Below are 18,674 nucleotides of genomic sequence, written 5' to 3'. Positions count from 1 at the left end.
GTCTTACCCTGCGATCTGTTTTGCTTTCTCGACAAGAACTTCTGCCTGACGGATCGACGCATAGTCAATCAGCCGCCCGTCAAGCGAAACAGCCCCTTTGCCTTCCGACGCCGCTTTCGCCATCGCTTCAAGGATACGTTGTGCGCGGGTGACCTCGGCCTCGGACGGGCTCATGACCTCATTGGCCAGCGCGACCTGGCTCGGATGGATCGCCCATTTGCCCTCGCAGCCCAGCACCGCCGCGCGCTTTGCCGCCGCGCGATAGCCATCGGGATCCGAGAAATCGCCAAACGGCCCATCCACCGGGCGCAGCCCGTTCGCGCGCGCCGCAACCACCATCCGCGCCAGCGCGTAATGCCACATATCGCCCCAATGGACGGCCCGGGTGCCATCTTCCAGCGGGTCGGTCAGCACCGAATAATCCGGGTTCACGCCGCCGATGATCGTGGTGCGGGCGCGGGTCGAGGCCGCGTAATCGGCCACGCCGAAATGCAGGCTCTCATTGCGTTTGGATGCGCCCGCGATCTCGGTCACGTTCTGCATGCCAAGCGCGGTCTCGATGATATGTTCAAAGCCGATTCGCTTTTTATAGCCCTTTGCATCCTCGATTTGCGTCACCAGCATATCGACAGCATAGACATCGGCGGCAGTGCCCACTTTCGGGATCATGATCAGGTCGAGCCGCTCGCCCGCCTGCTCCACCACATCGACAACATCGCGATACATATAATGCGTATCGAGCCCGTTGATTCGCACCGACATGGTTTTCTTGCCCCAGTCCATCTCGTTCAGGGCCTTAATGATATTCTTGCGGGCCTGGGCCTTGTCATCGGGGGCCACCGCATCCTCGAGATCGAGGAACACCACATCCGCGTCAGATTGCGCTGCCTTTTCAAACAGTTGCGGCTGGCTTCCCGGAACCGCCAATTCGCTGCGGTTCAGCCGTGCGGGCGCCTGTTCGATGGGGTGAAAGCTCATTGTGGATCCTCCTCAGGATGTGATCTGTGCTGACCCAATGCGAGAAAGAAAATTACTTTCCTGTCAAGAAATATTATTTCTGCGCCGTAAATGCGAGCCGCGCAGCCCCGGCGTCGCCGCTCTGCTGATGCGAGTAGAACCACGCGATTGCCTGAGCACGGCTGTGGACGCCGAGCTTCTCGTAAAGGTTCGACAAGTGAAATTTCACCGTATTGGCCGAGATGCCGAAATCGCCCGCCAGGTCGCGATTCGTCAGCCCGCGTGCCAATGCCTCCAGCAGCGATTTTTCGCGCCGCGTCAGCTGGTGGATCGGATCGGTCTGCAGCTCGCGCACGTCGAGAAAGGGGAAAACCATCTGGCCCGACGCGACCGCGAGACAGGTATCGACCAGCTTCTCGACCGAGGTGGAGCGCGCGACAAAGCCGGCCGCGCCAGCGATCATCGACTTTCGCGGCAGTTCGCCGTTCTGATCATCGCCATAGACGATCAGACGGGGCGCATTGGGCTGATCACGCAGCACCTCGATCAGCTTCTGGCCACCAAGCGCGGGGATCCGCCAGTCGATAATCCCCAGTTCCACCGGCACCCGCATCACCGCACCAAGAAACCCTTCGGCGCTTGAACTGGTGGCGACCAGTGAGAATCGGGGATCACGGTCGAAAATCTCGGACATCGCACCCAGAACCAGCGGATTGCTGTCCGCCAGCGCAAGCGAGATCTGTCGGGACGCCGGGCTAAGCACTTGCATTTACAACCCTTCCGCTAGGAAACCTACCCGCATGGATAGGTAAATTTTCTGCATACAACCGTATATCAAGACATTCTGGCAGGTTTTTTCCCACCCAAACGGAAGCCCAAAAGCAGGAGGTAGTTCCGTTGTGAAACTTTCATAACAAGTATTCCCTGAGGTCAACGATTATTCACGGCGTGAAGGGAATAACCCGACGCCGCCCCATGGGAGGACTGTTATGCAAGGTATCCGTGGCCTTTTCGTCCCCGGCCCCACCAATGTTCCCGAGGCGATTCGCAAGGCGATTGATGTGCCGATGGAGGATCATCGTTCGCCCGATGTGCCTGCACTGGTGCTGCCGCTGTTCCAGGATCTGAAGAAGGTCTTCCACACCGAAACCGGCCAGGTCTTCATTTTCCCGGCAACCGGCACCGGTGGCTGGGAAGCCTCGATCACCAACACGCTGTCGCCCGGCGACAAGGTTCTGGCACCGCGTTTCGGCCAGTTTTCGGTGCTCTGGGTTGATCTCTGCCAGCGCCTCGGTCTCGATGTCGAAACCATCGACTGCGAATGGGGCACGGGCGTTCCGCTCGACAAGCTTGCCGAGCGCCTCAGCGCCGACAAAAAGCGCGAGATCAAGGCCATCCTCGCCTGCCATAACGAGACCGCGACCGGCGTGACCTCGGATATCGCCGGTGTTCGAAAAGTGATGGATCAGTGCGATCACCCGGCTTTGCTTTACGTGGACGGCATCTCTTCCATCGGTTCGCTCGAATTCCGCATGGATGAATGGGGGGTCGACCTGGCCGTGGCCGGCTCGCAAAAGGGCTTTATGATGCCGGCGGGCCTGGCAATCATCGGCGTCAGCCAGAAAGCGCTGGAAGCCTCGAAAACCAACGGGCTGCGCCGCTGCTATTTTGACTTCAAGGACATGACCGCGACCAATGCGACCGGTTATTTCCCCTATACGCCGCCGATGAACATGCTGCGCGGCTTGCGCGCCTCGCTCGACCGCATCAATGCGGAAGGGATCGAGAATATCTGGGCGCGGCATAAGTTCCTTGCCGAAGGCGTGCGCCGCGCGGTCTCGGCCTGGAACATGACGCTCTGCGCGAAAGAGCCGAAATGGCATTCCGACACCGTCAGCGCCATCGTCGTGCCCGAGGGCCATGACGCCCGCCAGGTGATCGCGCGCGCCTATGACCGCTATGGTCTCTCGCTGGGCGCCGGGCTGTCGGTCGTGGCCGGCAAGGTTTTCCGCATCGGCCATCTCGGCGATCTGAATGAGCTGATGCTGATGATGGCACTTGGCGGCGCCGAGATGTCGATGCGCGATGTCGGCATCCCGATCGAGGCCGGTTCCGGCGTCGCGGCGGCCGAGGAATTCTGGCGTAAATCCAATTCGCGCTCGATGGCGCTGGCGGCGGAATAAGCCGTTTCCCTGGCTGCGGCATCGCCCGCAGCCAGATACCAACCGCGAAAAACGCGGAAATTCACAACCATAACCGGTCAGGGAGGGCCGCGCATGGATATTCATGAATATCAGGCGAAAGAGATTCTTCACCGTTTCGGTGTCGCAATTCCGGATGGGGCGCTGGCATACAGCCCCGAACAGGCGGCTTATCGCGCAAGGGAAATGGGGGGCTCACGCTGGATCGTGAAGGCCCAGGTCCATGCCGGCGGGCGTGGCAAGGCCGGCGGCGTCAAGATCTGTTCCTCGGAACATGAGATCCAGGACGCCACCAATGAGATGTTTGGCCGCCGTCTGGTCACGCATCAGACCGGCGCCGAAGGCAAAGGCATCTACCGCATCTATGTCGAGGCGGCAGTGCCGTTCGAGCGCGAGATCTATCTCGGCTTCGTGCTTGACCGCTCGTCGCAGCGGGTGATGATCGTCGCCTCCTCGGAAGGCGGGATGGAGATCGAAGAGATCTCGGCAAACCGCCCGGACAGCATCGTTCGCTCGACGGTGGAGCCGGCGGTGGGCCTTCAGGAATTCCAGGCGCGGGAAATCGCGTTTGCGCTGAAGATCCCGACCGACATGATCCAGCAGATGGTCCGCACGCTGCAAGGCTGCTACCGCGCCTTCACCGAGCTTGACGCGACCATGGTCGAGATCAACCCGCTGGTGATCACCGCCGACCGCCGCATCCTGGCGCTCGACGCGAAAATGACCTTTGATACCAATGCCCTGTTCCGCCACCCGGCCATTGCCGAGCTGCGCGACAAAAGTCAGGAAGACCCGCGCGAAAGCCGCGCGGCGGATCGTGGCCTCTCTTACATTGGCCTTTCCGGCAATATCGGCTGCATCGTGAACGGCGCCGGGCTTGCTATGGCGACGATGGATACGATCAAGCTGGCAGGTGGCGAGCCTGCGAACTTCCTGGATATCGGCGGCGGTGCGACGCCCGAGCGGGTGGCGAAGGCGTTTCGTCTCGTGAATTCGGATGAAAACGTCCAGGCGATCCTTGTGAACATCTTTGCCGGCATCAACCGCTGCGACTGGGTCGCTGAAGGCGTGGTTCAGGCCTTGCAGGCCAATCCGGTCGATGTGCCGGTCGTGGTGCGCCTTGCCGGAACCAATGTCGAGGAAGGGCTGAAGATCCTTGCGAAAAGCGGGCTGCCGATCATCCGTGCGACCTCGCTGATGGAAGCGGCAGAGCGCGCTGTTTCGGCCTGGAAAAACGACAAAACCCAGAACACCCGGATGAGGATCGTGAAATGAGCATCTTTCTCGACAGAAACACCCCCGTCATCATCCAGGGCATCACCGGCCGCATGGCGCAGTTCCACGCCAAGGAAATGCTGGATTACGGCACCAACCTCGTCGGCGGCGTCGTGCCCGGCAAGGCCGGCGAAACCGTCCACGGCGTTCCGGTTTTTGACACGGTAAAACAAGCGGTCGAGGCCACCGGCGCCGAAGCAAGCCTTGTCTTCGTTCCCCCGCCCTTCGCCGCTGACAGCATCATGGAAGCCGCAGATGGCGGCATCCGCTACTGCGTCTGCATCACCGACGGTATCCCGGCCCAGGACATGATCCGGGTGAAGCGCTATATGATGCGTTATCCCAAGGAAAAGCGCATGGTCCTGACCGGGCCGAACTGCGCCGGCACCATTTCTCCCGGGAAATCACTGGTCGGCATCATGCCGGGGCATATCTATCTGCCCGGTCATGTTGGCATCGTTGGCCGCTCCGGCACGCTCGGCTATGAGGCGGCACAGCAGCTGAAAGATCGCGGCATCGGGGTTTCGACCAGCGTCGGCATCGGCGGTGATCCGATCAACGGCTCCAGTTTCCGCGATATTCTTGAGCAGTTCGAGAAAGATCCCGACACCCATATCGTCTGCCTGATCGGTGAAATCGGCGGCCCGCAAGAGGCCGAAGCCGCCGCCTGGATCCAGGAAAACATGACGAAACCGGTGGTCGCCTATATCGCCGGCCTCACCGCACCGAAGGGCCGCACCATGGGTCATGCCGGCGCGATCATCTCGGCCTTTGGCGAAAGCGCCAGCGAAAAGGTCGAGATCCTAACCGCCGCAGGCGTCACCGTGGCCGAGAACCCCTCGGTTATCGGTGAGACCATCGCCCGCGTGCTGAACGCCGCCTGAACCGCAAGGGGGGAACGCATCATGGCTGCAAAACCAAAGGTTCTTGTCACCCGCCGCTGGCCCGCTGCGGTCGAGGCGAAAATGTCGGAGATCTTCGACACCGATCTGAACCGGGCCGACCGGCCTCTGGGGCTCGCAGAGTTCCGGGACGCCTTTCGCAGCTATGATGCGGTTCTTCCGACAGTGACTGACAAACTCCCCGCCGAGGCCTTTTGCGAGGCCCCGGCGCGGGTGAAAATCCTTGCAAATTATGGGGTTGGCTTTTCCCATATCGACACCGGATCTGCGAAGGATCGCGGCATCATGGTGACGAATACGCCCGATGTTCTGTCCGAATGCACCGCCGATATCGCCATGACGCTGATGCTGATGGTTGCACGGCGCGCCGGTGAAGGTGAACGCGAGGTCCGGGACGGCAAATGGACCGGCTGGCGGCCGACCCATATGATCGGCACCCGGGTTTCAGGCGCAACGCTCGGGATCATCGGCTTTGGCCGCATCGGCCAGGCGATGGCGCAGCGCGCGCATCACGGATTTGGCATGAAGATCCTGGTGCAGAACCGCTCGCCCATCTCGCCTGAGGTGCTTGCCCGCTACAACGCGGTGCAGGTGGAAACCATCGAAGACCTGTTGCCGGCCTGCGATTTCGTCTCGCTCCACTGCCCCGGGGGCGCGGCAAACCGGCATCTGATCAATGCGCGGCGCCTCGATCTGATGCGGCCCGGTGCGTTCCTGATCAACACGGCGCGCGGCGAAGTGGTTGATGAACATGCGCTTTCCCGTGCGCTTTGGTATGGCACCATCGGTGGCGCCGGGCTTGATGTGTTTGAACGCGAACCACAGATCCCGGCCGATCTTCTGAACAGCGACAACCTTGTGCTGCTGCCGCATCTGGGATCGGCGACCCGCGAAACCCGTGAGGCCATGGGGTTCCGCGTCTTTGAAAACCTGGTCGATTTCTTTGAGGGCCGCGCCCCTCGCGACAGGGTGGCATGATGAACCGGGTAATGCCTGATCCGGGCCTGCCCGCCGACAGCGATGCCGCCGCGCTGCGCCACCTGTTGCATGACCTGCTGGCCGAGGTGGTGACCCAGCGTGCGCCTGAAGTCGCTGCCTGGCTTTCCACCGGCGCGACCGACCCGATCCCCGCCGATGACCGCGCCATCCCCTATCTCCAGGCGCTTAACATCCGCTTTCAGCTGTCGCGGATCGCCGAGGAAAACGACGCGATGCGGCAGCGCCGCCGGATCGAAGCGCGAGAAGGGGCGGAGAATGTTCCCGGCTCTTTCGCCGCGGCCTTTGCGGGCCTTGCGCAGCAGGGGCTGGATTCTGCCGCAATTGATGCCGCGGTCGCAAAGCTCGCGGTGGTGCCGACGATGACCGCGCATCCGACCGAGGCGAAACGGGTCACCATTCTTGAAATTCACCGCCGCATCTATCGCCGCCTTGTCGAGCTTGAGACGCAACGCTGGACCCCGCGGGAACGCGAAGCGCTTTATACAGAGATCCGCTGCGAGATCGGTCTTTTATGGCTGACCGGCGAATTGCGGCTGGAACGCCCCAGCCTCACCGATGAGATCAACTGGGGCCTGCAATTTTTCCGCAACAGCCTCTTTGACGCGGTTCCCCAGCTTTATGAACGTTTTATCGACGCGCGCACTGAATTCGCGCCGCAATCGGCGGCATCGGAACGTCCCTGTCTGCGGTTCAACACCTGGATCGGCGGCGACCGCGACGGCAATCCCAATGTGACGGCCGAGGTGACGCGGGCCGCGATCGATGCCGGGAGGCTGGCCGCGCTCGCCTGCCATATCGAAGGGGTCGAGCGCGCCGCGCGGCGGCTCAGCATTTCCTGTCGCATCGTGCCGGTTCCCGAGGCCAATATGGCCGCTCTGGCCGCCGTCATCGTCCAGAGCAGAAGCGGCACGCCACATAATCAACGAAATCCCAACGAGATTTTCCGACAGGCACTGAGCGCGATCCTCGCCCGCCTGATCGCAAGCCGCGATGGCACTGCGACCGCCTATCGTGGCCCGCATGAGCTGGTTGGCGATCTGAACAGCGTCGAAACCGCCCTGCTTGCCATCGGTGCCGGCGATCTCGCAAGGGCCTGGATCCGCCCGGTGCGCTGGCGGGCCGAGGTTTTCGGTTTTCGCACGGCCGCGCTGGATCTGCGGCAAAATTCGACCATTATCAATGCGGTCCTGGATGAGATCTGGGCTGCGCAAGGGATCAGCGCGCGCAGCGGCACCCCTGCCGGTGCTGCGGAAATCCGGCGCGCCCTCGCCGACCCCGAACTGCCCCAGGCGCAGGATTCTGACCTCGGGCCGGTCGCGCAGGACCTGCTCGCTCTGCTTCGGCTGACCCGCGAAAGCGGGCATGACCCGGAGTCCTTTGGTCCCTTTATCGTGTCAATGGCGCGCTCTGCCGAAGATATTCTGGCGGTACACCTGCTTGCGCGTTATGCCGCTGGCCCCTGCCCCGGCGCGCCTGCGCTGATCGTAGCCCCCCTGTTCGAGACCATCGCCGATCTGCGCGCTGGTCCGGAAATCCTGGAAGAGCTGTTGAAAAACAACGCGTTTCGCGCAGGATTGCGGGAAAAACGCGGCCATGTCGAGGTCATGCTGGGCTATTCCGATTCCGGGAAAGACGGAGGCTTTCTCTGTTCGACCTGGGAATTGCACCGTGCCCAGCGGCGCATCACCGCAACACTGGCCGCCCATGGTTTCCGTCCCAGCTTCTTCCACGGTCGTGGTGGTTCAGCCAGCCGGGGTGGCGCGCCGACAGAACGCGCCATTGCGGCGCAACCCGCCGGCACCATTGGCGGCGCGTTGAAACTCACCGAGCAAGGTGAGGTTGTTTCCGCAAAATACGCCAATCGCGGCACAGCCCTCCATAATATGGAGTTGCTCACCGCCGCCGTCCTCACCCATACCGCCGGCACCGGCCCGCAGGGACCGGTGGTCCATCCAGATCAGGACGAAGCCCTTGTCGCCCTTTCCGGCATGTCGCAGGCGGTCTGGTCACGCCTGGTCGAAAGCCCGGATTTCGTGCGCTATTTCGAAGAGGCAAGCCCGGTCGGCGAATTGTCGGCGTTGAAACTCGGCTCGCGGCCGGCGCGGCGCCACGGGGCAAAGACGCTCGCTGATCTGCGTGCCATCCCATGGGTCTTCGCCTGGTCCCAGAACCGGCATATGCTGACCGGCTGGTATGGTTTCGGATCTGCCATCACCTCCTTCCTTTCGGTGCGCGGCGAAAGCGGCAGGCTGCTCCTGGCGCGGATGTTCTCCTCTAACCCGTTGTTTCGCATGGTGGTTGACGAGATCGAGAAGAGCCTGGCACAGGCGGATATGGATGTCGCCGCCGGCTATGCCAGCCTTGTCACCGACCGAGATCTCGCCCGCACCCTCTTCGGGATGATCCGCGAGGAATACCAGCTGACCTGCGCGGCGGTCTTGCAGATCACCAATCAGGATGTTCTTGCCGCGCGGTTCCCGATGTTCCGCGAAGGGTTCGAACGCAACCGGGTCGCCCTTGATCAGCTCAACCGCCTGCAGATCGACCTCTTGCGCCATGCGCGCCAAAGCGAACGGCAAACCCTTTCCGTGCCGCTCCTGCAAAGCATGAACTGCATCGCCGCCGGCCTCGGTTGGACCGGCTGACCCCCCTTTCCGCAGATCCAGGACCAGAAAGAGGCCCGATATGCCCGATACAAGTTTCCAAAGCTCCGGTTTTTTCACCGAATCTCTTTCCTCGCGCGACCCCGAACTTTTCGGAGCGGTGCGCTCTGAACTTGGCCGTCAGCGCGATGAGATCGAGCTGATCGCGAGCGAGAACATCGTCTCCCTCGCGGTTCTTGAGGCCCAGGGCTCGGTGCTCACGAACAAATATGCCGAGGGCTATCCGGGCAAGCGCTATTACGGCGGCTGCCAGTATGTGGACATCGCCGAAACCCTCGCGATCGAGCGCGCGAAAGAGCTTTTTGGCTGCAAATTCGCGAATGTGCAGCCGAATTCCGGCAGCCAGATGAACCAGGCGGTCTTTCTCGCGCTTTTGCAGCCGGGCGACACGTTTATGGGGCTCGACCTGAATTCGGGCGGACATCTCACCCATGGCTCGCCGGTCAATATGTCCGGCAAATGGTTCAAGGTTGTCTCTTATGGCGTGCGTCAGCAGGACCAGCGCCTCGACATGGACGAGGTGCGCAAAAAGGCCCTCGAGCACAGGCCGAAGCTGATCCTGGCGGGGGGCACCGCCTATAGCCGTGAATGGGACTGGGCCGCCTTCCGGGCGATTGCTGATGAGATCGGTGCTTACCTCCATGTTGATATGGCGCATATCGCGGGCCTCGTGGCCGGCGGCGTGCATGCCTCGCCCCTGCCCCATGCCCATGTGGTGACCACCACGACCCATAAGAGCCTGCGCGGCCCGCGTGGGGGTATGGTGCTCACAAATGATGAAGACATCGCTAAGAAAATCAATTCGGCGGTCTTCCCCGGCCTGCAGGGCGGCCCGCTGATGCATGTGATCGCCGCCAAAGCGGTCGCGTTCGGCGAAGCGCTGCGTCCGGAGTTCAAGGCCTATGCAGCCCAGGTGAAAACCAATGCGGCAGCGATGGCGGATGAGCTGATGAAGGGCGGGATCGATATCGTCTCGGGCGGCACCGACAACCATCTCTGCCTCGCCGATCTGCGGCCCAAGAAAGTGACCGGCAAGGCGGCCGAGGCCGCGCTTGGCCGCGCCCATATCACCTGCAACAAGAACGGCGTGCCGTTTGATCCGGAAAAGCCGTTCGTGACCTCGGGCATCCGTCTGGGCGCGCCGGCAGGCACCACGCGCGGGTTCGGCGAGGCCGAATTCCGCCAGATCTCGCGCTGGATCGTCGAAGTGGTTGATGGGCTCGCCGCCAATGGCGAAGACGGCAACGGCGAGGTCGAGGCCAAAGTGAAGGCCGAGGTCCAGGCGCTCTGCGACAGGTTCCCGCTTTACCCGACACTCTGACGGCTTTCACTATTCGAACATTCAGATCGCAAAATGCCGGAAAATCTTCCGGCATTTTTACGTTTTTCTGACAATTTCGCAAAAAACAGGGGCGCTGGACCATGCCAGCGCCCCTTCTGATCGGAACCTCTCCTTTTGCGCCAGAGCGGACCGTCAGTTCTGCAGATAGCTTTCGATCGTGTCGTCCAGCGCATCCTTCCAGAGCGTGTGATGCTTCGGCGCCATCGTGCCGGTGATCACCGATTTGTAGGAATTGTTGCGGAAGCCCATGATGTCCTGCTTCTTGTGATCCTTCCATTCGAAGAAGATCTCGCAGGCACCATCGACATCGAAGCTCGGGTAATCCGTCTCTGCGATCAGTTCTTTAACGTAATCCCCCTGATACTGGATCGCATCATGGGTGTCTTTGCCGGCATCCTCGCGCGCAACGCGGTCGGTCACATCAGCCTGCATAGCCTCTTTGCCCGGCAGCGCGATGCGCCCCAGGATCACATCACGCGCCCACCAGGCCTGGGCGTCGAACATGTTAAAGGTGAACCACTGATCCTGCATCCCGATATAGAAAAGGGCCGGGTTATGGACATAGGCGACCCCTTTATAGAGGTCGTTCGTCGCAAGCCGGTTCGCCGTTCTCAGCCGCAGCCCGTCGGGCAGGAAGGGGAAGTGATGCTTATAGCCGGTGCACAGAATGATCGCGTCGATCTTCTTGGTCGTGCCATCGCCGAAGGTGACGATATTGCCTTCGACCTTCTGCATATTGGGCTTTTCTTCCCAGTTATCCGGCCAGTCGAACCCCATCGGCGCCGAGCGATAGGTGTTGGTGATCGACTTCGCGCCATATTTCCAGCATTGCGAACCGATATCCTCCGACGAATAGGACGTGCCGACCAGCATCACATCCTTGCCGGCGAATTCGCGCGCATCGCGGAAATCATGGGCGTGGACGATCCGGCCGTTGAAGCGCTCGAATCCTGGGAAAGAGGGCACATTCGGCGTTGAGAAATGGCCCGAGGCCACGATCACATGGTCGAATTCTTCCGAATAGCAGTGATCTTTCGGCAGATCCTGGACGGTAACGGTGAATTTCTGCGTCGCCTCATCCCAGTCTACAAGGCGGACCACATTCTCAAAGCGGATCCATTTGCGGACCCCTGCCTTTTTCACGCGCCCCTCGATATAGTCGAGCAGCACCGCGCGCGGCGGGTAGGAGGCAATCTGCTTGCCAAAATGCTCTTCAAAAGAATAATCAGCGAATTCAAGCCCTTCTTTCGGGCCATTTGACCAAAGGTAGCGGTACATCGAGCCATGAACCGGTTCGCCATACTGGTCCAGACCAGTGCGCCAGGAGTAGTTCCACAGCCCGCCCCAGTCGGACTGCTTCTCGAAGCAGACGATCTCTGGAATCTCGGCGCCTTTTTCGGCGGCCGACTGAAAGGCGCGCAGCTGTGCAAGGCCAGAAGGGCCTGCTCCGATGACTGCGATTCTCTTACTCATGCGTGTGCTCCCGTTGGTCTGAACCAGTTTATGGATTGGTTCCTTATTCACTGCGCCAATTACGCGACAGGATTGCCAGCATGTCAACAAATCTTCATGCTGGGAAAAAGATTCCTGGCGGAATCGCCGCCTCCCGGGCGGTCTGACGCTGAAACAAGGGGCGGGAGATGACCGGTTCTGTCAGTCTGGCACAGCGGCTCGCGGTCGGAGGTCTGGTCCGGCGCCTGGAAACCACCACCGGACAACGGATCCCGATCGGCTTTCTGGCGCCTTTGAGCGGCCAGGTGCGGTCCTGGGGCCTGCCCGGGCTTTATGGCTGTCAGATCTGGGCCGATCAGATCAATGCCTCGGGCGGCATGATGATCAGCGGGCGGCGCCATCAGGTCGAGATCCTCGCCGAAGATTGCGGCTATGACCCCGACCGGGCGTTTATCGGCGCGCGCCGGCTGGTCCAGGATGGCAATGTGCGGTTTATGATGATGCTCGGCGGCGACTCGCTGCGTCGGCTCCGCCCCTGGCTAACCGAACGCAAGATCCTGACCTCGACCCTGCTCCCGAGCGATCTTTCCCCCGACACGCCCTATCTGATCGCGCCGAGCGAGACCCATCCCCTGCTCAATGTCACCGCAGTCGGCTGGCTGGCAAAGAACCGGCCCGAGCTGAGGCGGGTGGCGCTGTGCAGCCAGATGGATGAGCTGGGCCTGCCCTCGCTTGCCGCCTATCGTGCGGCTTTCGGCGCAGAAGGTTTCCAGATCACCAAAGAGATCCGCTATCCCAATACCGGTGGTGATGCCGACGAGATCGTGGCGGCGATGCTGGCCACGGATCCGCAGGTCCTGTGCTGGTGCACCAGCCACACGCCGATGGTGCATGCGCTGACCGAAGCGGCGCATCGCCAGGGCTTTACCGGCCAGCTGCTGTCCTGCACCGCCGATGGCTACCGCGAGCTGATCCGCAAAACATCGACGGAGTTCATGGAAGGCTTTCTCTTCCAGTTCCCCGATTTCGACGACCCTGCCCTGCAGAATAAGAGCTTTTTCTTCAACCGCCCGACACAGTTCCACAGCGAATATGAGCGGCGCTTTCCCGGCAGCTGGGGCTCGGTGTCCTGGGAATATGCGGCGACGCTGGATCTGTGGCATATGGCGGTGCAAAAGGCCGGAACCGTGGCGCCGGTCTCAGTCCTTGCGGCGATGAAACATGGCGGCCGGGGGGAACATGCCTTTGGCCATGCGCGCTGGCTCGGGACCGAATTTTACGGCAATGACAATCTGTTGGCGGGGGATTGGCCGGTGGTAAGGATCACGTCTGGCCGGGCGCGGGTTGTCGGCTTTGGCTCGATCCCGGCCTGGCTGGCCGAACATGGTGCACGGCTTCGCCAGGAAATGGAGGCCCTTGGCCAGATGTGGTATCAGCGCGAGGGCAAAGAGCCGCTGCCGATCCGCGACACCACGCTGGACAGCGCCGCCTCCGCCCCGCTCTGATCCCCCGGATCTAGTCTTCCTGCATCAGGAGCTTTTGCTCTTCGATCAGCAAAAGCTTGGTAAATTCGACCGCGCTTTCGATGTCGCGCGCGGTCAGGGTGTTGAACAGCGTGTTGTAATAGCGCTGGCACTCCTGGATACGTTTCGGTGTCAGAAAGCGGCGGTTCAGCGCGGCGCGAAACGCCTGGTGGCGGGCTGCGATCACCAGATCATAGCAGGCCGCAATCAGCGGATTGCCGGTACCTTTGGCGATCTGGCGGTGAAATTCATCCTCCAGCCGCGCGAATTCACTCGCATCGGTGGTCACCGCCTCCATCGCGGAAAGCACCTCGCCAAGCGCCTCGATCTCGCGCGGCGACATGGCGATGATGGCAAGGCGGATCATCTCGGGCTCAAGAATGCCGCGCATCACCTGCAGATCAAGTGGGCTCGTCTCGGCCGCCACATCGCCGACATCGATATCTTCATGGCGTGACAGCCCGGTGACAAAGCTTCCCGAGCCGGCACGGCGACGGATGACACCCTGATTTTCCAGCACATCCAGTGCTTCGCGCACCGTATTCCTCGCAACCCCCAGCTCTCCGGCCAGGGTGCGTTCCGAGGGCAATCTCTCGTCAACCACATATTCCTGCGAGGTGATCCGCGCGAGCAGCGTCTCGGCCACGATCCTGACGGTCGCCCCCAGCGACTGATCGGCAAAGAGCACTGTCACCTGTTCCGGCCTGCGCATTCTGTGCCCCTCCTGTTGCTGCTGTCCTGAATATCATCAGATGCACCGCGCCGGTGCAACCGCATGAAAAAAGCGCGCCCGGTAAGGGGCGCGCAAGTCCAACGAACTGGCTCAGGACCAGCCCGCCAGGGGATCAAGCTTCAGATATCGAGTGTATTTTGTTTTTCCCATTGTGTGAAATGGCCGCAATATTCGTTCCATTCCTGGGTTTTCATCTTGATGAAGGCGCTTGAGAATTCCTCGCCGAGGGCGGCTTTGAGCTCGGTATCTGCATCGAAAGCGCGGATGGCGTCGAGGAGGTTGAGGGGCAGTTTCGGCGCGTCTTTGATCAGATGGCCCTCGGTGTAGAAGTTGATGTCGGAGCGGGGCCCCGGGTCTGCATTGGTGCGGATGCCGTCGAGACCGGCGGCAAGGATGACGGCCTGCATGAGATAGGGGTTTGCGGCGCCGTCGGGCAGGCGGAGTTCAAACCGGCCGGGTCCGGGAACGCGGACCATATGGGTGCGGTTATTGCCGGTCCAGGTCACCGAATTCGGGGCCCAGGTTGCGCCTGACGAGGTGCGGGGCGCGTTGATGCGCTTGTAGGAATTGACCGTCGGGTTGCAGATCAGCGCGAGTGCCGAGGCGTGTTTCATGATGCCGCCAAGGAAGGCGCGGCCCTTATCGGACAGACCGAGCTCTTTGCTGTCATCCGAAAACGCGTTCGACTTGCCGTCCATGGTCCAGACCGAGATATGGGCATGGCAGCCATTGCCGGTCTTGCCCATCAGGGGTTTGGGCATGAAGGTGGCGCGCAGCCCGTATTTCTCGGCCAGAACGCGGGTCATGAATTTGAAGAAGGCGTGCTTGTCGGCGGTGGCCAGCACATCATCGTATTTCCAGTTCATCTCGAACTGGCCATTCGCGTCTTCGTGGTCGTTCTGATAGGGTTCCCAGCCGAGATCGAGCATCGCATCGGCGATCTCTTTGATCAGGTCATAGCGGCGCAGGATGGCGTTCTGGTCATAGCAGGGCTTGACCGCATCGTCGAATTCATCGGCGACGGCGGAGCCATCGGGGTTGAGCAGGAAGAATTCCGGCTCGACGCCGGTTTTGACGCGCAGGCCCAGCTCGGCGGCTTCATCGACCAGCTTGCGCAGCACATTGCGCGGCGCCTGGTCGAGGGGCTTTTCCGACATGACCGGGTTCGAGGCGACCCAGGCGATCTCGGGGTTCCAGGGCAGCTGGATCACGGTCGAGGGGTCGGGCACGGCCAGCATATCGGGATGCGCCGGGGTGACGTCGAGCCAGGTCGCAAAGCCTGCGAAACCGGCGCCATCCTGGCACATGCCCTCGATCGCGCAGGTCGGCACCAGCTTGGCGCGCTGATACCCCAGGAGATCGGTGAAGGAGATCATGAAATAGCGGATGCCGCGCTCTTCGGCATAAGCCTTCAGTTCGGCACCGGTCTGCGGCTTTGCGCTTTGCCCTTTGTCCAAGGCCATTTTGTTCGATTCCCTGTTGTTTTGATACAGCTGGCCCGTCGAGGGGCTGGCCTGATGTTGTGAAAAGGAAAGCCGGCCCAGATCCGGACCGGCTTTCCAAAGCAGTTCAGTAGCCGCCGCGCCCCGGGATCCAGCTGGTTCCCGCGAGCGGCACGCCCGCCATGGCGGCCGATTCCACCGTCAGCGCGCAGAGATCCTCCGGTTCGAGATTATGGACATGGTTCTTGCCGCAGGCCCGCGCGATGGTCTGGGCCTCCAGCGTCATCACCTTGAGGTAATTCGCGAGCCGCCGCCCCGCCTGGACCGGGTCGAGGCGCTTTTGCAGCTCGGGGTCCTGGGTGGTGATGCCGGCGGGATCCTTGCCCTCATGCCAGTCGTCATAGGCCCCGGCGGTGGTGCCGAGCTTCTGGTATTCGGCTTCCCAATGCGGGTCATTATCGCCAAGCGCGATCAGCGCGGCGGTGCCGACTGCGACCGCATCGGCGCCAAGCGCCAGTGCCTTGGCCACATCGGCGCCGGTGCGGATGCCGCCTGAGACGATCAGCTGCACTTTGCGATGCATGCCCAGATCCTGCAGCGCCTTGACCGCCTGGGGCAGTGCGGCGAGCGTCGGCTGGCCGACATGTTCGATGAACACGTCCTGGGTTGCGGCGGTGCCGCCCTGCATACCGTCGATCACCACGACATCGGCGCCCGCTTTGACCGCCAGCGTCGTGTCGTAATAGGGCCGTGCACCACCGATCTTGATATAGATCGGCTTCTCCCAGCCGGTGATCTCGCGGATCTCGAGGATCTTGATCTCGAGGTCATCGGGGCCGGTCCAGTCGGGGTGACGGCAGGCCGAGCGCTGGTCGATGCCTTTGGGAAGGTTGCGCATTTTGGCAACCCGGTCCGAGATCTTCTGCCCCAGAAGCATGCCGCCGCCGCCCGGTTTGGCGCCCTGGCCGACCACCAGTTCGATCGCATCGGCGCGGCGCAGGTCATCTGGGTTCATGCCGTAACGCGAGGGCAGATACTGATAGACCAGGGTCTTGGAATGGCCGCGCTCTTCGGGGGTCATGCCGCCGTCGCCGGTGGTGGTCGAAGTGCCCGAAAGCGTGGCGCCGCGACCAAGGGCCTCTTTCGCCGCGCCCGAAAGCGCGCCAAAGCTCATCCCCGCGATGGTGATCGGGATATCGAGCGTGATCGGCTTTTTGGCGAAACGGGTGCCGAGGACCACTTTGGTCTCGCAGCGCTCGCGGTAACCTTCCAGCGGATAGCGCGAGATCGAGGCGCCAAGGAACAGGAGGTCGTCGAAATGCGGCAGCTTGCGCTTTGCCCCACCGCCGCGGATGTCATAGATGCCGGTGGCGGCGGCGCGGCGGATCTCGGAATTGATCTCCTGGCTATAGGTCCAGGACTGGCGCGGCACGGTCTGCGGGATCGTCTTCTGTTCGTCTTTCATGGCCGATCCCTCAGTAAGCCGACGCATTGTCGATGTTGAAATTATAGAGCTTGCGGGCCGAGCCGTAGCGTTTGAATTCTTCGGGCTTTGCATCCGCGCCCGCCTGGGCCAGCAGGTCCTGGAGGATCGCGATATGCTCGGGGCGCATCTCTTTCTCGATACAGTCGGCGCCGAGGGATTTGACGCTGCCCCGGACAAAGAGCCGCGCCTCGTAAAGGCTGTCGCCAAGCGCGTCACCGGCATCGCCCAGCACAACCAGATTGCCCGATTGTGCCATGAAAGCCGACATATGGCCGATATTGCCATGCACGACGATATTGATGCCCTTCATCGAAATGCCGCAACGCGATGATGCATTGCCTTTGATGACCAGAAGCCCGCCATTGCCGGTCGCCCCGGCATATTGGCTGGCATCGCCCTCGATCACGACGGTGCCCGACATCATATTCTCGGCAACACCCGGGCCTGCCGAGCCCTTCACGGTGACGGTCGCCTGCTTGTTCATCCCGGCGGTGTAATAGCCGGTCGAGCCCTTGACGGTGACTTCGATCGGGGCATCGAGGCCGACGGCCAGCGCATGGCTGCCCTTCGGGTTCACGATCTCCCAGGCGGTGGCATTGGTCTGGCCTTTGGTGGCCTGCAGCGTCGCGTTCAGGTCGCGCAGAGTGGTGGTTGCAAGGTCAATCGTCTGCATATCAGTGCTTCCAGAAATAGACGGTTGCGGGTTCCGGTTCCCAGACGCGGGCGTCCTCGATGCCCGGCAGGTTGACCAGCGCGCGGTATTCCGATCCGAAAGCGACATATTGGTCGGTCTCGGCCATGACCGCCGGCTTGCAGGCGATCGGGTCGCGCACCACGCCGAAGCCGTCTTTGGTGCCGACGACGAAGGTGTAGAAGCCGTCGAGCACATCAAGACCGGCGCGCAGCGCATCGCCAAGCTCGACACCCTGGGCCAGCTGATGCGACAGCCAGGCCGCAGCGACTTCGGTATCGTTCTGGGTCTCGAACTTCACACCGTCGCGGATCAGCTCACGGCGCAGCGAATTGTGGTTCGACAGCGAGCCGTTATGCACAAGGCACTGATCAAGCCCGGTCGAGAACGGGTGTGCCCCCATGGTGGTGACCGCCGATTCGGTTGCCATCCGCGTATGGCCGATCCCGTGCCGGCCCGACATTTTTGAGACGCCAAAGCGCGCCGCCACATCCTTCGGCAGACCGGTCTCTTTATAGATCTCGATCGAATCGCCGGCGCTCATCACCCGCACATCCGGCCGCAGAGCCGCAAGCGTCGACCGTGCGAGCGCGATCTTATCCGCCGCAAGCGTCAGGATCGCATGGCTGTCCTTGCGCGAAAGCGAAACCTTCGCCCCGATCGCCGCCCCGAGATCCGCCTCCAGCGTCGCAAAATCGCGATCCGCAAAGGCAGACTGAACCGTCAGCTTGCCCCCCGCATCATCACCGTAAATCGCGATCCCAGCAGAATCAGGACCGCGATCCGTCATCGTGATCAGCATATCCGTCAGCAAACGGCCCAGATCGGGCTCCAGCGAACGGTCCTTCAGAAAAAGTCCAACAATCCCGCACATCGAAGCGGCTCCCTATTAGCTCTGGCGCAAAACAATCCTAACAACCAGACAAACAAACACACAAGAAATAAAGTTGAATGAGGGGAATATTTTTACAAACAGGCAGCGATTCCCGGTTCGCTGCTGCGGTTCAG

General features: G+C 61.6%; 15 protein-coding genes. 7 read left to right on the top strand and 8 right to left on the bottom strand.

The window, feature by feature from the left end:
- Positions 1-3: 3 nt before the first annotated feature.
- Together BLW25_RS02415 and BLW25_RS02410 are read right to left on the bottom strand one after the other, a co-directional pair.
- On the bottom strand, positions 4-978 hold the full coding sequence (locus BLW25_RS02415) for an HpcH/HpaI aldolase/citrate lyase family protein (protein ID WP_092896006.1): 975 nt from the start codon (positions 976-978) through the stop codon (positions 4-6).
- A 73-nt stretch (positions 979-1,051) separates the two neighbouring features.
- Positions 1,052-1,726, bottom strand: coding sequence for a response regulator transcription factor (locus BLW25_RS02410; RefSeq protein ID WP_092896004.1), 675 nt, complete (start codon positions 1,724-1,726; stop codon positions 1,052-1,054).
- Between the two features lie 220 nt (positions 1,727-1,946).
- Between BLW25_RS02410 and BLW25_RS02405 the strand changes: the two genes are divergently transcribed.
- The 6 genes from BLW25_RS02405 (at position 1,947) to glyA (ending at position 10,318) form a co-directional block, all read left to right on the top strand.
- Positions 1,947-3,140 carry an aminotransferase class V-fold PLP-dependent enzyme gene (locus tag BLW25_RS02405; RefSeq protein WP_092896002.1) on the top strand — a complete coding sequence of 398 codons (1,194 nt, stop codon included), beginning with the start codon at positions 1,947-1,949 and terminating at the stop codon, positions 3,138-3,140.
- Between the two features lie 93 nt (positions 3,141-3,233).
- A complete protein-coding gene (locus tag BLW25_RS02400) occupies positions 3,234-4,433 on the top strand; it encodes a malate--CoA ligase subunit beta (protein ID WP_092896000.1) in 1,200 nt (399 codons plus the stop codon).
- Positions 4,430-5,317 (top strand): succinate--CoA ligase subunit alpha, encoded by an 888-nt coding sequence (gene sucD / locus BLW25_RS02395; protein WP_092895998.1) that lies wholly within the window; start codon positions 4,430-4,432, stop codon positions 5,315-5,317. Before BLW25_RS02400 ends, sucD begins: the two co-directional genes overlap by 4 nt.
- 21 nt (positions 5,318-5,338) lie before the next feature.
- Entirely contained in the window at positions 5,339-6,313 is a 975-nt protein-coding gene (locus tag BLW25_RS02390) for a 2-hydroxyacid dehydrogenase (protein ID WP_092895996.1), read from the top strand.
- A complete protein-coding gene (locus BLW25_RS02385) occupies positions 6,313-8,979 on the top strand; it encodes a phosphoenolpyruvate carboxylase (RefSeq protein WP_253188174.1) in 2,667 nt (888 codons plus the stop codon). Before BLW25_RS02390 ends, BLW25_RS02385 begins: the two co-directional genes overlap by 1 nt.
- Before the next feature lie 40 nt (positions 8,980-9,019).
- Positions 9,020-10,318, top strand: a complete 1,299-nt coding sequence (gene glyA, locus BLW25_RS02380; RefSeq protein WP_092895994.1) for a serine hydroxymethyltransferase — start codon at positions 9,020-9,022, stop codon at positions 10,316-10,318.
- 153 nt (positions 10,319-10,471) lie between these two features.
- On the opposite strand, the gene BLW25_RS02375 is transcribed toward glyA, so the two are convergent.
- A complete protein-coding gene (locus tag BLW25_RS02375) occupies positions 10,472-11,812 on the bottom strand; it encodes an NAD(P)-binding domain-containing protein (RefSeq protein ID WP_092895992.1) in 1,341 nt (446 codons plus the stop codon).
- 167 nt (positions 11,813-11,979) lie between these two features.
- On the opposite strand from BLW25_RS02375, the gene BLW25_RS02370 reads away from it, so the two are divergent.
- On the top strand, positions 11,980-13,296 hold the full coding sequence (locus BLW25_RS02370) for an ABC transporter substrate-binding protein (protein WP_092895990.1): 1,317 nt from the start codon (positions 11,980-11,982) through the stop codon (positions 13,294-13,296).
- Positions 13,297-13,306: 10 nt separating this feature from the next.
- Here BLW25_RS02370 and BLW25_RS02365 read toward each other — a convergent pair whose 3' ends face one another.
- From BLW25_RS02365 to BLW25_RS02345, 5 genes are all read right to left on the bottom strand, one after another.
- Complete coding sequence (locus tag BLW25_RS02365) at positions 13,307-14,026, bottom strand: FadR/GntR family transcriptional regulator (RefSeq protein ID WP_092895988.1); 720 nt, start codon at positions 14,024-14,026, stop codon at positions 13,307-13,309.
- A 140-nt stretch (positions 14,027-14,166) separates the two neighbouring features.
- Positions 14,167-15,510, bottom strand: coding sequence for a type III glutamate--ammonia ligase (glnT, locus tag BLW25_RS02360; RefSeq protein WP_092895986.1), 1,344 nt, complete (start codon positions 15,508-15,510; stop codon positions 14,167-14,169).
- A 106-nt stretch (positions 15,511-15,616) separates the two neighbouring features.
- Positions 15,617-16,954 (bottom strand): FMN-binding glutamate synthase family protein, encoded by a 1,338-nt coding sequence (locus tag BLW25_RS02355; protein WP_092895984.1) that lies wholly within the window; start codon positions 16,952-16,954, stop codon positions 15,617-15,619.
- Positions 16,955-16,964: 10 nt separating this feature from the next.
- Complete coding sequence (locus tag BLW25_RS02350; RefSeq protein WP_092895982.1) at positions 16,965-17,648, bottom strand: GltB/FmdC/FwdC-like GXGXG domain-containing protein; 684 nt, start codon at positions 17,646-17,648, stop codon at positions 16,965-16,967.
- A 1-nt stretch (position 17,649) separates the two neighbouring features.
- On the bottom strand, positions 17,650-18,540 hold the full coding sequence (locus BLW25_RS02345; RefSeq protein ID WP_092895980.1) for a class II glutamine amidotransferase: 891 nt from the start codon (positions 18,538-18,540) through the stop codon (positions 17,650-17,652).
- Positions 18,541-18,674: the final 134 nt, after the last annotated feature.

Origin of the sequence: Rhodobacter sp. 24-YEA-8, assembly GCF_900105075.1 — a bacterium.
Taxonomy (GTDB): Bacteria; Pseudomonadota; Alphaproteobacteria; order Rhodobacterales; family Rhodobacteraceae; genus Pseudogemmobacter.
This window is presented reverse-complemented; position numbering and strand designations above follow the sequence as displayed.

Coding starts and splice junctions, on each gene's coding strand:
- BLW25_RS02400 (WP_092896000.1), top strand. CDS start 3,234: ATGGATATTCATGAATATCAGGCGAAAGAGATTCTTCACCGTTTCGGT.
- BLW25_RS02365 (WP_092895988.1), bottom strand. CDS start 14,026: ATGCGCAGGCCGGAACAGGTGACAGTGCTCTTTGCCGATCAGTCGCTG.
- BLW25_RS02345 (WP_092895980.1), bottom strand. CDS start 18,540: ATGTGCGGGATTGTTGGACTTTTTCTGAAGGACCGTTCGCTGGAGCCC.
- BLW25_RS02375 (WP_092895992.1), bottom strand. CDS start 11,812: ATGAGTAAGAGAATCGCAGTCATCGGAGCAGGCCCTTCTGGCCTTGCA.
- BLW25_RS02405 (WP_092896002.1), top strand. CDS start 1,947: ATGCAAGGTATCCGTGGCCTTTTCGTCCCCGGCCCCACCAATGTTCCC.
- glnT (WP_092895986.1), bottom strand. CDS start 15,510: ATGGCCTTGGACAAAGGGCAAAGCGCAAAGCCGCAGACCGGTGCCGAA.
- BLW25_RS02355 (WP_092895984.1), bottom strand. CDS start 16,954: ATGAAAGACGAACAGAAGACGATCCCGCAGACCGTGCCGCGCCAGTCC.
- BLW25_RS02410 (WP_092896004.1), bottom strand. CDS start 1,726: ATGCAAGTGCTTAGCCCGGCGTCCCGACAGATCTCGCTTGCGCTGGCG.
- BLW25_RS02390 (WP_092895996.1), top strand. CDS start 5,339: ATGGCTGCAAAACCAAAGGTTCTTGTCACCCGCCGCTGGCCCGCTGCG.
- BLW25_RS02385 (WP_253188174.1), top strand. CDS start 6,313: ATGAACCGGGTAATGCCTGATCCGGGCCTGCCCGCCGACAGCGATGCC.
- BLW25_RS02415 (WP_092896006.1), bottom strand. CDS start 978: ATGAGCTTTCACCCCATCGAACAGGCGCCCGCACGGCTGAACCGCAGC.
- sucD (WP_092895998.1), top strand. CDS start 4,430: ATGAGCATCTTTCTCGACAGAAACACCCCCGTCATCATCCAGGGCATC.
- BLW25_RS02370 (WP_092895990.1), top strand. CDS start 11,980: ATGACCGGTTCTGTCAGTCTGGCACAGCGGCTCGCGGTCGGAGGTCTG.
- BLW25_RS02350 (WP_092895982.1), bottom strand. CDS start 17,648: ATGCAGACGATTGACCTTGCAACCACCACTCTGCGCGACCTGAACGCG.
- glyA (WP_092895994.1), top strand. CDS start 9,020: ATGCCCGATACAAGTTTCCAAAGCTCCGGTTTTTTCACCGAATCTCTT.